The organism is Labrenzia sp. THAF35 (genome assembly GCF_009363595.1).
Taxonomy (GTDB): domain Bacteria; phylum Pseudomonadota; class Alphaproteobacteria; order Rhizobiales; family Stappiaceae; genus Roseibium; species Roseibium algicola.
This window is the reverse complement of sequence record NZ_CP045380.1, coordinates 5,157,132-5,171,807: the sequence shown is the minus strand read 5'-3', so window position 1 is coordinate 5,171,807 and position 14,676 is coordinate 5,157,132. Positions and strand designations below refer to the sequence as shown.

Annotated in this window: 15 protein-coding genes; 12 read left to right on the top strand and 3 right to left on the bottom strand. The window is 58.7% G+C overall.

The genetic code is table 11. The features are described 5' to 3' along the window. Nucleotides 1-164: 164 nt before the first annotated feature. From FIU93_RS23795 to rarD, 5 genes are read left to right on the top strand one after another with little or no spacing between them, the layout of a single operon-like run. Nucleotides 165-533, top strand: a complete 369-nt coding sequence (locus FIU93_RS23795) for a DUF559 domain-containing protein (RefSeq protein ID WP_055653590.1) — start codon at nt 165-167, stop codon at nt 531-533. Beyond that, on the top strand, nt 533-1,027 hold the full coding sequence (locus tag FIU93_RS23790) for a GFA family protein (protein WP_062489077.1): 495 nt from the start codon (nt 533-535) through the stop codon (nt 1,025-1,027). Before FIU93_RS23795 ends, FIU93_RS23790 begins: the two co-directional genes overlap by 1 nt. After that, nucleotides 1,024-1,521, top strand: coding sequence for a GFA family protein (locus tag FIU93_RS23785; RefSeq protein WP_152506965.1), 498 nt, complete (start codon nt 1,024-1,026; stop codon nt 1,519-1,521). Before FIU93_RS23790 ends, FIU93_RS23785 begins: the two co-directional genes overlap by 4 nt. A gap of 32 nt (nt 1,522-1,553) precedes the next feature. Next, nucleotides 1,554-3,149, top strand: coding sequence for a citramalate synthase (gene cimA, locus FIU93_RS23780; protein ID WP_152506964.1), 1,596 nt, complete (start codon nt 1,554-1,556; stop codon nt 3,147-3,149). 40 nt (nt 3,150-3,189) lie between these two features. Then, entirely contained in the window at nt 3,190-4,095 is a 906-nt protein-coding gene (rarD, locus tag FIU93_RS23775; RefSeq protein WP_152506963.1) for an EamA family transporter RarD, read from the top strand. A gap of 40 nt (nt 4,096-4,135) precedes the next feature. On the opposite strand, the gene FIU93_RS23770 is transcribed toward rarD, so the two are convergent. Together FIU93_RS23770 and FIU93_RS23765 are read right to left on the bottom strand one after the other, a co-directional pair. Continuing rightward, entirely contained in the window at nt 4,136-5,389 is a 1,254-nt protein-coding gene (locus tag FIU93_RS23770) for a diguanylate cyclase (protein ID WP_055653596.1), read from the bottom strand. Nucleotides 5,390-5,514: 125 nt separating this feature from the next. Then, nucleotides 5,515-6,132: a TIGR00730 family Rossman fold protein gene (locus FIU93_RS23765; protein WP_031270713.1), complete on the bottom strand. Its 618-nt coding sequence runs from the start codon at nt 6,130-6,132 to the stop codon at nt 5,515-5,517. A 261-nt stretch (nt 6,133-6,393) separates the two neighbouring features. On the opposite strand from FIU93_RS23765, the gene FIU93_RS23760 reads away from it, so the two are divergent. The 3 genes from FIU93_RS23760 to FIU93_RS23750 all read left to right on the top strand — a co-directional run bounded on the left by FIU93_RS23760 (nt 6,394) and on the right by FIU93_RS23750 (nt 10,627). Further along, the gene (locus tag FIU93_RS23760) at nt 6,394-7,989 is read left to right on the top strand and encodes a LysM peptidoglycan-binding domain-containing protein (RefSeq protein WP_152506962.1); all 1,596 of its coding nucleotides are present in this window, start codon (nt 6,394-6,396) and stop codon (nt 7,987-7,989) included. Nucleotides 7,990-8,233: 244 nt separating this feature from the next. Beyond that, nucleotides 8,234-8,632: a metalloregulator ArsR/SmtB family transcription factor gene (locus tag FIU93_RS23755; protein WP_031270715.1), complete on the top strand. Its 399-nt coding sequence runs from the start codon at nt 8,234-8,236 to the stop codon at nt 8,630-8,632. Between the two features lie 111 nt (nt 8,633-8,743). After that, complete coding sequence (locus FIU93_RS23750) at nt 8,744-10,627, top strand: ABC transporter ATP-binding protein/permease (RefSeq protein WP_055656442.1); 1,884 nt, start codon at nt 8,744-8,746, stop codon at nt 10,625-10,627. Nucleotides 10,628-10,797: 170 nt separating this feature from the next. Here FIU93_RS23750 and FIU93_RS23745 read toward each other — a convergent pair whose 3' ends face one another. Continuing rightward, a complete protein-coding gene (locus FIU93_RS23745) occupies nt 10,798-10,989 on the bottom strand; it encodes a hypothetical protein (RefSeq protein ID WP_152506961.1) in 192 nt (63 codons plus the stop codon). A gap of 96 nt (nt 10,990-11,085) precedes the next feature. Between FIU93_RS23745 and FIU93_RS23740 the strand changes: the two genes are divergently transcribed. The 4 genes from FIU93_RS23740 to FIU93_RS23725 all read left to right on the top strand — a co-directional run bounded on the left by FIU93_RS23740 (nt 11,086) and on the right by FIU93_RS23725 (nt 14,580). Beyond that, nucleotides 11,086-12,027: a LysR family transcriptional regulator gene (locus FIU93_RS23740; protein ID WP_055653605.1), complete on the top strand. Its 942-nt coding sequence runs from the start codon at nt 11,086-11,088 to the stop codon at nt 12,025-12,027. Nucleotides 12,028-12,164: 137 nt separating this feature from the next. Further along, the gene (locus FIU93_RS23735; RefSeq protein ID WP_168687099.1) at nt 12,165-12,869 is read left to right on the top strand and encodes a phosphatidylserine decarboxylase; all 705 of its coding nucleotides are present in this window, start codon (nt 12,165-12,167) and stop codon (nt 12,867-12,869) included. 7 nt (nt 12,870-12,876) lie between these two features. Continuing rightward, nucleotides 12,877-13,749 carry a phosphatidylcholine/phosphatidylserine synthase gene (locus FIU93_RS23730; protein WP_062489071.1) on the top strand — a complete coding sequence of 291 codons (873 nt, stop codon included), beginning with the start codon at nt 12,877-12,879 and terminating at the stop codon, nt 13,747-13,749. A gap of 81 nt (nt 13,750-13,830) precedes the next feature. Continuing rightward, on the top strand, nt 13,831-14,580 hold the full coding sequence (locus FIU93_RS23725; protein WP_152506960.1) for an SDR family oxidoreductase: 750 nt from the start codon (nt 13,831-13,833) through the stop codon (nt 14,578-14,580). Nucleotides 14,581-14,676 lie beyond the last annotated feature (96 nt).

Sequence of the window (14,676 nt, the reverse complement as noted above, 5' to 3'; positions counted from 1 at the left end):
TGCTCAGGGAGGAGACCTCTCCAAAGCTGTATGAGTTTTCTCAAATCAGCCCGCATGCTCCGGTCTCCCCTCTTGAGGGGGAGATGTCCGCGCAAGCGGACAGAGGGGGGTATAAAGCTTGTGTAACAAACACTGGTTTCAGGCTATCGCTAAGAGGTCGCTACATGCCGCACCAGACAGTTTCCAAGCAACTCAGATCCAACGCCAAACGCCTGCGTTCGCAAATGACGGACGCTGAAAAGAAGCTCTGGCAAGTGATCCGGGCGCATCGATTGGAGGGGATTTCCTTTCGCAGGCAGATGCCGATCGAAGGGGTCATTGTCGATTTCGCGGCACCTGCTCATCGCTTGATCGTGGAACTGGACGGATCCCAGCACGCAGAACTGCAGGGCCAGGCGCGTGACATCGCGCGCGACCGCAAGCTTCAGGCTCTCGGCTGGACGACCTTGCGCTTCTGGAATGCGGAGGTGACGCACGACCTTGACGGTGTCTGCCGCAAGATCCTGAACGCTTGTGGCAAGGAGAATTTCTGATGGGCGATAATGTTCAAAGGCTGAGCGGCGGTTGCCAGTGCGGCGCCGTGCGTTACCAGGTGACGGGAGAGGTCGGTCATCCGCATCTGTGTCATTGCCGCATGTGCCAGAAGGCATCGGGGAATTTCTTTCTGCCGTTGATCGGTGCTGCGAAGTCCGATTTTGAATGGACCCGCGGCGAACCCTCCTGGTTCCACTCTTCCAAGCCTGTCCGCCGGGGTTTCTGTGGAACCTGCGGCACGCCTCTGGCCTTTGATACGATTGGCGACGACCACATTTCCTTTACCCATGGCAGCCTGGATGATGTTGCCGCAGTCACGCCGGTTGAACAGTCCGGTGTCGAGGGGCGAGTGTCGTTCTACGGGCATCTTTTCGAACTGAACGAAACGCAGTCAAATCGGGACGACTTGCCAGGTGGGATCAATGATGTCACGGCAACCAACAATCAGCATCCCGATCATGACACGGATCATTGGGAAGTGAGGGGCGGATGACGGAGATCCATACCGGCGGCTGTCAGTGCGGTGCCTTGCGGTTCAAGGTGGAAGGGCCACTGGGCGAGGCTTCCATTTGTCATTGCCGCATGTGCCAGAAGGCCTTTGGTGGCTTTTACGCGCCACTGGTCAGTGTTCCCGAAACTTCCAGGCTTGTCTGGACACGTGGATCGTTGAAGCACTTCCAGAGTTCCAATCACGCAACCCGGGGCTTTTGCGCCGATTGCGGTACGCCGCTGACCTATGAAGCGCCGGATGGCATTGCACTGGCCATCGGGACCTTTGACGATCCATCGCAGATCCCGCCCAGCATCCAGTTCGGCGTCGAGGCAAAGCTGCCTTATGCCGACAGCATGGTTCAAATTCCCGAAAGGGTGACCGAAGACGATATGGAGGCAGCGCCTTTTCTGGCGTCGCTCGTTTCGTTCCAGCACCCCGATCACGACACGGAAACCTGGCCACCGGTTCGCACCGGGGCAAATGACAACGAATAAAAGACAGCCCCGACGCTGCTCAGGATACGGATATGACCAAGGAACGGCTTTTTCTTTTCGACACGACATTGCGTGACGGCGCCCAGACCAGCGGGGTCGACTTCTCTGTCAACGAGAAGGTTGTGGTTGCCGAACTTCTGGAGCGGCTTGGCGTCGATTACATTGAAGGTGGCTATCCGGGTGCCAACCCGACCGACAGTGAGTTCTTCAGTGAAAAGCGGACGCGCAAGGCAACGTTCACCGCGTTTGGCATGACCAAGCGCGCAGGCCGCTCGGCTGCGAACGATCCGGGGCTTCAGGACGTGCTGTCCGCAAGTTCCGATGCCTGCTGTTTCGTGGCCAAGGCATGGGACTACCATGTCCGGGTCGCGCTTGGTTGCACCAACGAGGAAAACCTCGATTCGATCTACGAGACCGTTACCGCAGCCGTTGCTGCCGGCAAGGAAGCGATGATCGACTGCGAGCATTTCTTCGATGGCTTCAAGGCCAATCCGGAATACGCGCTCAATTGTGCCCGCACGGCATACCATGCAGGCGCGCGGTGGATCGTTTTGTGTGACACCAACGGCGGCACTCTGCCCGATGAGATCTTCGACATCGTCACCAAGGTGCAGGAGGTTGTTCCCGGAACGCATCTCGGCATCCATACCCACGATGACACCGGTCACGCGGTCGCCAACTCACTGGCGGCAGTAGATGCCGGCGTAAGGCAGATTCAGGGAACCTTGAACGGTCTGGGTGAGCGCTGCGGCAACGCCAACCTCATCACCCTGATCCCGACACTCAAGCTGAAACCGGCATTCTCAGATCGGTTCGAAATCGGTGTCAGCGACGCTCAGTTGAAAGAGATCACTTCAATCTCCCATGCGTTCGATGAAATCCTCAACCGGTCGCCGGACAGGCAGGCCCCCTACGTGGGCGAAACCGCCTTCGCCACAAAGGCCGGTATTCATGCCTCCGCGATCCTGAAGGATCCGCAGACCTATGAACACGTCGCACCGGAAAGTGTCGGCAACCAGCGGCGGGTGCTGGTGTCCGACCAGGCCGGCAAGAGCAACCTTCTGGGAGAGCTGGCCCGGGTGGGCATCGAAGTCGACAAGGCAGACCCGCGTCTTGACCTACTGTTGGCGAAGGTCAAGGAACGGGAAGCCGAAGGCTATGCCTACGAGGCTGCCGACGCGTCGTTCGAGCTGCTCGCGCGCCGGGAATTGGGCGAGGTGCCGCGTTACTTCGCAGTTGAATCCTTCCGCGTGATGGTGGAACGCCGGTTTAACGCAATCGGTGATCTGGTCACGGTTTCGGAAGCCGTGGTGAAGGTCGATATCGACGGCGAAACCCGAATGTCGGTTGCTGAAGGCAACGGCCCGGTCAATGCGCTGGACATGGCACTGCGAAAGGATCTGGGCAAATACCAGTCTGCCATCGACGGCCTGGAACTGATTGACTATAAGGTGCGCATCCTCAATGGTGGCACGGGCGCTGTCACGCGCGTTCTGATCGAAAGCCAGGACACAGTCACGCACCGGCGCTGGTTCACGATCGGGGTATCCTCCAACATCGTCGACGCCTCTTTCCAGGCCCTGGTCGACTCCATTACATTCGCGCTGATGAAAGCCAACGTGGCCTGATCCTGGTCACGCGCCTTTCGGGCGCCAGAAAGGCAATGCCATGTCGCAGACGGTGACCAGCACCGAAGCGAATGCCGAATTCCGTCAGGGCCTTCTGTTTGGCCTGGCGGCATACGGCATGTGGGGCTTCCTCCCGGCCTATTACAAACTGACCGATACCGTGCCAGCAGATCTTGTGGTGTCTCACCGGATCCTCTGGTCGGTGCTGTTTGTCGGTCTGTTTCTCTATTCGCGCGGCCGCTGGCAGGAAGTGCGCGAGGTTTTTCGCCAGCCGAAGGTGCTCATGGGGCTGACGGCGTCTGCCACTTTCATTGCCGTCAACTGGCTGACCTTCGTCTGGGCAATTTCCAACAATCACGTGCTCGATATTTCGCTCGGCTATTTCATCAACCCACTGGTCAGCATTCTGGTTGGCCTGTTCGTGTTGAGGGAAAAACTGACGACCTGGCAGGGGATTTCTGTCGGCGTTGCCGCCATTGCGGTTGTTCTGCAGGCGATCCTGGCAGGCGGTTTGCCGTGGGTGTCTCTGGTGCTGGCGTTTTCCTTCGCAGGCTACGGCTACGTGCGAAAAGTGACGCCCGTGAAGGCGACCCCGGGACTGTTCGTGGAAACGCTTGTGCTGTTTCCGCTCGCCGCCGGCTACATACTGTTGAGCCTCAGCTGGGGTGTCGACGCAATGGTCTTGAACGATCCGCCGGTTCTGCTCGCCCTCGTGGGGACGGGCATTGTCACGGCCTTGCCGCTGATCTGTTTTTCTTCTGCCGCCCGGCGCCTGCCGCTCTTCATGCTGGGGCTTATGCAGTACATGGCGCCGTCCATGCACTTCCTGATGGCGATTTATATCTGGGGCGAACCGCTGGACCCGACCAAGCTGATGACGTTCGGCATGATCTGGGCTGCGCTGGTGGTGTTTACCTACGACAGCTGGCGGCGCTACCGGAGCTGAAACTGAGTTAGTCGCAGCCAGAGCCCTGTGGAAGATGCGGTCAGTCTGAAGAAACCAGCTGGCCGCGGCCACTGCGTTTGGCGGCATAAAGCCTGTGGTCGGCGGTCTTCAGGGCATCGCCGAACCTGCCGCTTTCGAGCGGGGCGACGCCGACGCTTGTCTTCATCAGATGTTCCTCGCCGTCGTGACGCACCGGCGAGGCCAGAACGTTGTCCAGAAGGTTTTGCAGTCCGTCGACAACCTCGGCTTCTTCCTTGTCCCGGAACACGATGCAGAATTCGTCGCCGCCGAGCCGCGAGACGATATCGTCTTCCTTTGCGAGCTTCATCATGTGGCGGGCAAAACTGATCAGAACCGCATCGCCGAAATCGTGGCCGAGTGAATCGTTGATTGCCTTGAAGGAGTCCAGGTCGAGGAGCGCGAGCCAATGCGCACGTCCTTCGGAAACCGGCCAGGTCGCGATTGCCTTGGTGGCCTGTTCCAGAAGGTAACGGCGGTTGTAGAGACCCGTGAGGGAGTCCCGCATCGCCATGTTGTTGAGTTCCTCGATCCGGTAGATGTAATCGAGGTTCTGCGACACGCGCAGCAGCAGCTCTTCCGGAGGGCAGTTCTTGTCGACGAAATCCGCTGCACCGTATTTCAGGAACCGCACTCGGTTGTCCGGATTGGCATAGGACGACATGCCGATGACGCCGACTTTCTCCGGGTCATGCACTCTGCGTACGGCTTTCAGAAAGGCAAAGCCGTCCTTGTCGGGCATGAAATAGTCCGCCAGGACAAGTTTGATGTCCTTGTAATCCTTCAGGGTCTGGAGGGCTTCGTCCGTAGAGCTGGCCTGATAGATCTTGTATAGGTGCTTGCCGACGATCTTGGAGATCACGTCCCGCTCCACCGCGGAATCGTCCAGAATGAGAATGCCGATCTTGGGGTTCTGCGCCAGTTTCCGGATCAGGTCCGCAACATAGTTCAGGCTGCCGGGAGAATCCTTCAGAACGTAGTCAATAACGCCTTTTTCCAGGAACTTGCTTCGGGTTTTCGGGTCGAAGCGGCTGGTGAAGACGATCGTGGGAATATTCCACTTCTCGCAAAGATCGACGATTTCGCCGTCGGGGGCGTCTGGAAGGGTCAGGTCGACAAGAGCAAGGTCAGGTTCACCGATAGGCAGATTGAGGCAGTTCTCTGCCTCTTCGTAGCTACGCGCCACCATGATCTGGTGACGGCCGACCTCATGCAGTTTCTTGACGATTGCCTTCTCGAAAAACGCCGCATCTTCAACAAGAAGGGTAGTTTGCATTTAGTGGCCTGTTCTTCCTGCGTTTCGTGCGACGGTACTATTCAACTCCTCAGACTGCAAATCGATTTGGTTCCAATATTCACAGTCATGGGAACGTATTCCCAACCTCTATACTCAGTAGAGTTTTAGAGATCTGTTACCGAGGCGCATGCTTCTTGTGCCGGCAGGGGTTCACCGTTGATCGCGCGGCGCAGCATTGGCAGGATATCGTCCACGGATCGGGCAACAAGATAAGGAACTTCAGTGTCCGGACGGATGTATCCCTGTGCCCGCATATGATCCAGAAGTTCCAGCAAAGGCGACCAGAAGCCGTTGAGGTTGGCCAGTGCCACCGGCTTGCGGTGTTGTCCGAGTTGGGCCCAAGTCATCATTTCGACGGCTTCTTCCAGGGTGCCGATACCGCCGGGCAACGCGATGAAGGCGTCGGCTTTCTCAAACATCAGGTGTTTGCGTTCGTGCATGTCCTGCGTGACGATCAGGTCTTCGAGGGTGTCCAGCATCACCTCGCGTTTTTCCAGGAAACGCGGAATGATTCCCGTCACTTTGCCGCCGGCTTCGAGGGCGGCATTGGCCACGGTTCCCATCAGACCGACAGAGCCGCCGCCATAGACAAGTCGAAGGCCAGCCTCGGCAATTAGCTGGCCCAGACGGGTGGCGGATGCCTCGTGTGCAGGGTCCGAACCGAAGCTGGACCCGCAGTAAACACAGACGCTTGTAAGCTGATTTTGAGAAACCGTATTCATGACGCAAAGATGTGGCATTCAGATTGCCACAAGGTCAAGCATTCTGTTTGAAAGGCCTTAGTTCTGAACCGGGTTTTCTTGCCGCGCCTGGAAAAGACGGCTATGCATGAACCACGATCTGAAGAAGAGCCGACGGCAAAGGAAACATGGCCATCAAGGTCAGGAGTTCGGCTGAGACAGGCAGCACCCGAAAGGGCGCAAACAGGGGAACGGATTTGGAAAGCGCCGCATCGCCTGGCTGCTTTCCCGGCAGGACACACAATGAATAACAAGACACTCATCTGGACTTTGATCGTAGCCGTGCCTGTTGGGCTGGCCGCTCTCGTGACGGGCTACATCTATCGCGATACAGGGCGTCTGCCTTTCCAGAGCGGTTCCGAAGTTGCCGTCACGCCATCGGTCTCCGGCGACAGTGCCACGACCGAACAGGCTGCAGGCTCTGATACAGGCACAAAGACGCAATCTGCAGAAACAGATAACGCTGATGCGTCAGATGAGGCTCCTGCCGCGGAAACGGCAAGCGCAGGCCCAAGTTTTGACGTTGTCGGCGTTGAGCCGACCGGTGAAACGGTCGTTGCGGGCCGGTCTGTTGCAGGCGCTATCGTTGCCTTGACTGCCAACGGCAAGGTTGTCGGCAAGAGCATTGCCAATGAGGTCGGCGAATGGACCATCATTCTGGATGAGCCGTTGAAGCCGGGCGACTATGACGTTGGCCTGGAAGTTCATGACGATACCGGCAAAGCGATTGCCACGTCCGAAGAACGGCTTGCCGTTTCACTGCCGGAAGGTGGCAAGGAACAGCCCCTTGTGGTTCTGAACACGCCTGACGGTCCGTCGGACGTCTTGCAAAAGCCTGAGGCCGAGCAGCAGGTGGCTTCCATCACTTCGACTGGCGAAGGTTCGCAAACAGCTGCGACAACGGATTCTGCAGAAGGCACCGCCGCGGAGGCCTCCGGGTCGACGTCTGCAACTGAAACTGCTTCTGCGGAACCTGCCGCAGGGACCTCTGCAAGCCAGCAGACGGCTTCCCGGGAGACGAGCGACCAGCCCGCCGGTACCTCTGAGCAGACCGCTGTTGCGTCTGCCGACACCACTTCATCTGGAACAGGCAACGCAGAGCCGGAAACGGCCGGCAATGGTGCCGCCGTTTCAACGGCTGAGGCATCGGGACAGGCGGCTTCAGCAGAAACCGAAGTTGCTTCGGCGTCATCAGGGGCAGCGCCGGCAGCTGTAGCAACACAGGACAGTGGCGCAGACGTTGCGCAAGCCGGCCAGAATGAACCGGCTGATGTTCCCGCAGCAGCACCGGATGCGCCGACGGTGACCGTCGAAGCCGTGGAATCCGAAAAGGACAAGGTCTTTGTCGCCGGTACCGGCGAACCTGGGTCATCGGTTCGTGTCTACGTCGGCGACGAGTTTCAGGGCGAGGCTAAGGTCGGTTCGGGCGGGAAGTGGCTGATTGAAGGCGGCAAGAATATTTCTGAAGGAAATGTCGAGGTTCGCGCCGATTTGATCGGTGAGGATGGCAGCTCGGTCGACGCCCGTGCAGCCGTTACCTTTGAAAAGGAACAGGACAAGCAGATTGTGCTGACCAAGGTGGTCGCAAGCGGTGAGGGGGCTGGAGCCGATGGCCAGGGCGCGGAAGTGAAAAAGTCTCTTCCCGTCGTGATCATCCGCAAGGGGGATAACCTGTGGCGGATCTCCCGGCGTCTTTATGGAGAGGGCGTTCGCTATACGACGATCTACAAGGCCAACCAGCAACAGATCCGCAATCCTGATCTGATTTACCCGGGGCAAGTGTTCCTGACACCAGAAGGGGATCTGAGCTGGCCGAAACCAGACGAAAACAACGGCTGAGGTGACACTGGCCTCTGTCGGCACATCGGGCGTTGTCGGCACGTCTGAAAACGGCCATGGGCATTTATAAAATTCTCGGCTGTTGTCGCTGCTTATCTCTGTCAGTTACGCCTTGGTCGAATGTCAAAAATGAAGGCAGGGGATCGGAATGATCCTCTGCCTTTTTGCATCAGCCCCTTGTTTTTTTGATGATTCATCGCATATCAACGATGAAACAAACAATCGTGAATGAGGAAACCGCCCCATGAGCGGGACGGATCTGCCGGCCGGTGGAAATTGCATGACCTCCAAGGAAGGTCTGGCAAGTTGCGAGGAACTCGCGGCTATCTTCCGTGCACTTGGACATCCGGCCCGGTTGGCAATCATCAAGCAGCTCGCAAGCCGTCAGGGCGCCTGCTGCGGTGAGATCGTCAGTCACCTGCCGTTGGCTCAGTCGACCGTGTCTCAGCATTTGCAGGTTTTGAAGGACGCCGGGCTCTTGTGCTGCGACACGCGGGGCAGGAATTGCCACTACGCGCTCAATTGGCAAGTGCTCAGTCTGGCGGAGTGCCGGACCAAGGACTTCTGGGAGCGCCTGAACGCGGCGCAGCCGGACCAGGCAGGACAGTCAGCCGGTGCGCAAGTGGTTTCCGCTTCAGACTAACCCAAGTGGCCGCCTTCCGCGGCCTGGAGATTTTGTGTGACCGATCAGACAGCGACCCCGCCGCAAAAGCCTTCGGCTGCGGCTGCCGGCAGCCATTCCGCTCAAGCGCACATCCGCAAGCCTGTCAACGCAGACGAAGGCAGCACCTTCACGACGCTGGCCAACCTGTGGCCCTACATCTGGCCGTCTAATCGGCCGGATCTCAAGCAGCGCGTGCTTCTGGCCATTTTCGCACTGATCATTGCCAAGATCGTGACGGTCCTGTCGCCGTATTTTTTCGCCTGGGCGACGGATGCACTGACGGGTGAAGGCTCCAACCTGCCTGCTTTCCTGGTGGCACCGGTCATGCTGGTGCTTGCCTATAATGCAGCCCGCGTATTGGCAGTGGCTTTCAACCAGCTGCGTGATGCGCTGTTTGCCCGGGTCGGCCAGCATGCCGTACGCCAGCTCGCAATCCTGACATTCCGCCACCTGCACCAGCTTTCCCTGCGTTTCCACCTTGCCCGGCGGACGGGTGGGCTCAGCCGTGTGATTGAGCGCGGGGTGAAGGGCATAGAAGCGATTGTCCGCTTCACCATCTTGAACGGCATTCCGACGGTTCTGGAATTTGCCATCATGGCAGCCGTGATCTGGTACCAGTTCGGTTTCCTTTATGTTGTCATCGTCGCGGTGATGATCGTCGCCTACGTCTGGTTCACCATCAAGACCTCGAACTGGCGGATCGGCATTCGCCGCGAGATGAACGACAGCGACACGGATGCCAACTCCAAGGCCATCGACAGTCTGCTCAACTTCGAAACGGTCAAGTATTTCGGCAACGAAAACATGGAAGCTGCGCGCTTCGATGTCTCCATGGCGAAATATGAGAGCGCCGCGACGAAAACCTGGACGTCCCTTTCCTGGCTCAACTTCGGCCAGGCTGTTATCCTGGGCATTGGCATGGCCGCCTGCATGGGGCTGTCTGCGCAGGCCGTACTGGCGGGCGAGCAGAACATCGGTGACTTTGTCCTGATCAACGCGCTGCTGATGCAGATTTCCATTCCGCTCAACTTCATCGGCTTCCTCTATCGTGAAATCCGTCAGGGTCTTGCGGATATCGAATCCATGTTCGACCTGCTGATGGTTCCCGCCGAAATCGAGGACAAGCCCGACGCCAGCCCGTTGAAGGCTGTTGAAGGAAAGATTGCGTTCAAGGACGTTCGCTTTCACTACGATCCCGACCGGCCGATCCTCAAGGGGATCGACTTTGAGGTTCCAGCAGGCAAGACCGTCGCCATTGTCGGTCCCTCCGGTGCGGGCAAATCGACGATCTCCCGTCTCCTGTTCCGGTTTTACGACGTCACCGACGGTTCAGTCGAGATCGATGGCCAGGATGTCCGAAACGTGACGCAGGAAAGCGTGCGTCAGGCCATCGGCATGGTTCCGCAGGATACGGTGCTCTTCAACGATACCATTGCCTACAACATCCGCTATGGCCGACCGGACGCCAGCGACGAGGAAGTGCGGGAGGCTGCGCGCATGGCGCAGATCCACGACTTCATCGAAAGGCTACCTCAGGGCTATGACGCGGAAGTCGGCGAGCGCGGATTGAAACTGTCGGGCGGTGAAAAGCAGCGTGTTGCGATTGCACGCACCATCCTGAAATCTCCGCCGATCCTCATCCTCGATGAGGCGACATCGGCGCTCGACACACATACCGAACGCGAGATCCAGTCGGCGCTGGATGAGGTTTCGCAGGATCGGACAACGCTGGTGATTGCCCACCGCCTGTCGACCGTGGTCAACGCGGACCAGATCATCGTTCTGGAAGGTGGCGAGATTGCCGAGCGCGGCACCCATCAGGAGCTTCTGGCCAGAGACGGTCTTTACGCTTCCATGTGGGCCCGCCAGCGCGAAGCGGACGAGGCCGAGGAACGGCTGCGTGCCGCAAGGGAAAATGACGATCTTGGTATCGTCACACGTGGTCAAAGGGCTGATTACGTACCGGCGAAATAGGTCTGGCGACAGCTATTTCTGGTCATCCGGCCTGGCCAGGCTTTGGCCGGGGGACGGAATGCACCTGTTCCCGGTATGACGCTGACCCTTGAAAGAGATCTGGGCTCAATGATCCCGGATCTCCACCACCGGTCTTCCTGGATGACAAGAAGTCAGAAACTTGCCGGAGGTCAGGCCGCACGAATTGTTTGCGGTGCCGGATCATTGTCGCAGGCCACATGGCCTGTTGTCGGCACATTGGTGTTTTGGGCAGCTTCACCCCTTTTGAACAACAGTCTTGAAAGTGCCTTGGCAAGGCGGCGCAGTTCCTGGTGGCGGGAAGCGCGGGCGCGGGCTTCGTAGTCGTCTCCTGTATGTGTCATGGTGCTCTCCATCGCTTGGGATGAGCATTTGTCTCATATTGCGTTCCTTCGAAGAATGAGGCTAGTGTAGAATTAATTCTTCGAAAGATTGGAACAATGAGACTGGAAGACCTGCAGTTTTTTGTCCGCATCGCGGAACTGGGCAGCATGGCTGCTGCCGGCCGGGAAATCGGCTTGTCGCCTTCAGCTGCCAGCACGCGGTTGACCGGCCTTGAGAAGTCCTTCGGTTCCCAGCTTTTTGCCCGCACCACCAGACGCACGATGTTGACGGAAGCCGGGCGTGTTTTGCTGCAACACGCGCGCACCGCAGTTGGTGAGATCGAACAGGCCCGCTCGATCCTGGAAGCCTCCACAGAAGCGCCGCGCGGCTCGCTTCGGTTTTCCTGCAACACATTCTTCGGAAGAAAGCACATTCTGCCGTATCTGGTGGAGTTCCGCGAACTCTACCCGGATATCAGGCTGGAAATGGACTTTTCCGACAGGATCGTGGACGTGATCGAGGAAGGCTATGACATGGCGGTGAGGGGAGCGCCACTGACCGATTCTTCTCTGCTGTCCCGCAAGCTGGGCGGCAATCCAAGGGCCCTGTGTGCATCACCGGCCTACCTTGCTCGCAAGGGCGTGCCGCACACACCGGAAGACCTTGCCAACCACGACTGCATCGCCATGGCCTCCATGCCGTTCTGGTATTTCAACGGGCCGGAGGGAGAGGTCGCCTTCGAAATCCAGAAGCCGGTCATCAAGGGTGATAGCGGCGACCTGACTTACGACGCCGCGCTTCACGGCCTTGGCCTCAGTCTGAAGTCACTGGCACATGTCTGGGAAGACCTGCGCGACGGGCGTCTGGTCGCCGTCATGGAAGACTATACGATTGCCCGCACCGGGGCGATCTGGGCCGTTTATCCGCCAAGCCAGTTCGTTCCGCCCAAGGTGACCGCCTTTGTCGATTTCCTGATTTCAAAGTACGGTCGACCGCCCTACTGGGAGAGCGACTATCGGACGGCTTCCACTGGCTCAAGTGGGTCGCAAACCGTGTGATTTTCATGAAAAGCAGGTTCTCTTTGCCTTGAAAAGCCACTAGAAGCGGGGCAGAAGCTAAAGCGCAACGGGTGCGTTCAGTCCCGGGCCGGGAATACGCCTGCCGCCAGGCAGCAATGGAAAGCGAAGAAAAGAAGATGTCGATAGTCGATTCCGTCTCCAAGGCCATGGTGCCGATCCATCGTGAAGGCTGGCCCTTCATCGCGATTGCTCTGGTGGCGACGCTCGTTATCGGCTGGTTCATCGATCCGCTGTTCTGGATCGGCCTCTTCCTCACGGGGTGGGTCTGTTATTTCTTCCGCGATCCCAAGCGTGTGACGCCTGTCGGCGAAGGGCTGGTGATTTCTCCGGCAGATGGTGTCGTCAGCCTAGTTGGCCTGGCACGCCCGCCTGCTGAGCTGGAACTCGGCGCTGAACCGCTGATGCGGGTCTCCATCTTCATGAACGTGTTCAACTGCCATGTGAACCGGGCACCTGTTGGCGGGCGCATAGAGCGCGTCGCCTACCGTGCCGGCAAGTTTCTGAACGCGGAACTGGACAAGGCCAGTGAAGACAACGAGCGCAACGGACTGGTCATCGACACCGGCAACGGCCGGATCGGTGTCGTGCAGATCGCCGGTCTTGTTGCCCGCCGTATTGTCTGCTTCGTTCGTGAAGGAGAAAATCTCTCTGCTGGCGAGCGCTTTGGTCTGATCCGTTTCGGTTCGCGTCTTGATGTCTATTTTCCGGTCGGAACCCAGCCAAAGGTTGCCCTCGGCCAGACCATGATTGCCGGCGAGACCGTGCTGGCCGATCTGTCGGCACCGCAAAGCCCGGCTCAGTCCCTGACCCGTGTAAGCTGAGGCCACCGTGAACGAGACGCCCGATCAAGGACCGGCCGACACCCGCAGAACACCGCGCTTCCGGCGCGTACCCTTGCGCCTGATCATTCCGAACATGGTGACGTTGCTGGCGCTGTGCTCCGGTCTGACGGCTGTGCGCATGGCCTTCGAAGGCCGCTGGGAATTCGCGGTCGGTGCCGTTCTCGTGGCAGCCGTGCTGGACGGGCTCGATGGCCGTGTCGCCCGCATGATGAAGGGAACGTCGCGTTTCGGTGCGGAACTGGATTCCCTCTCGGATTTTGTCAATTTCGGCGTCACGCCGGCCTTGATGCTCTATCTCTGGATCCTCAAGGATGCAGGCAACATGGGGTGGATCGCAGGCCTTATCTTCGCGATTTCCGCCGCACTTCGTCTGGCGCGTTTCAATGTGGCCCTGGACGATCCGAACAAGCCTGCCTGGGCGTCACGTTTCTTCACAGGCGTGCCTGCACCGGCCGGAGCACTGACCGTGCTCCTGCCGCTTTATCTCGATTTTCTCGGCCTGTTTCCGCACTGGTTCGCAGATTCAGCTTTTGTTGCAGCCTATACGATCGGAGTTGCCTTCCTGCTGATCAGCCGTTTGCCGACCTATTCCGGCAAGACGCTGGGCACGAGGGTGCGCCGCGACTTTGTATTGCCGTTATTCCTGGTTGCGGTTCTGGTGGTGGCGCTGACCGTTTCCTATCCCTTCCGGATGTTGGCGGGAGGAGCGGTCCTTTACCTGCTGACCATTCCGTTGTCCTGGCGTGCGCACAGGAAGCTGGTGCTCGCAGACGCCTCGCTGGGCCTCGATGACGACGGTGACGAATGCGATACAGATCTCGACAATATCGCGGACAGGGACAAGGACCACGGCGGCTGACGCGCGCCTGATCGCAAATCGGGTTTCAGCAGGCGCTTTTCTGGTTCAATTAGGCCTCCTCGACAAATGAGGAGCCTTCTCATGCTTGATGGAAAGACAATTCTGATCACCGGTGCCAGCAGTGGCATCGGAGCGGCTGCTGCGCGTCTTCTGGCTGACACCGGTGCGAACCTGATGCTGGCTGCCCGACGGGAAGACCGACTGAAAGAGCTGCGGTCGTCATTGCCCCATGCATCCAACCGGATCGCACTGTTCGTTGGCGACGTCTGCGATACCACATTTTCCGAAGCTTCCGTGAAAGCGACGCTCGACGCCTTTGGTGGCCTCGACGGAGCCTTCAATAATGCAGGCACCCTTGGAGAGATGGGGCCGGTGCCGGACATGAGCATGGAAACCTGGAACCATGTTGTCGCCACCAATCTCAACAGCGCCTTTCTCGCGGCCAAATACCAGATCCCGGCCATGCGCGAACGGGGAGGCGGGTCGATTGTGTTCACCTCGTCGTTCGTTGGCCATACCACCGGTTTTCCGGGCATGGCCGCCTATGCGGCTGCGAAGGCGGGGCTTGTCGGCCTGACACAGGTTCTGGCCGTGGAACACGGACCGGAAAACATCCGGGTCAATGCGCTTCTACCTGGTGGCACGAAGACCGAGATGGGGGGCGATGACCCGGCATTCCGCGAGTATATCGCCGGCCTCCACGCGTTGAAGCGGATGGCCGAACCCGAAGAGATCGCCAAGGCGGCTGCGTTTCTGCTGTCCGACGCCAGTTCTTTCGTCACCGGTTCCGCCATGCTCTGTGATGGCGGGAACTCCATCTCCAAGGGATGAGCCAACACAGGAACGGTTCTGACGAAGACCCGAACCGTTCCTTTTGGGCTGAAAGGCTGATATGGCCCGGTGATAGGGGGCCTGCGGGGCTACGAA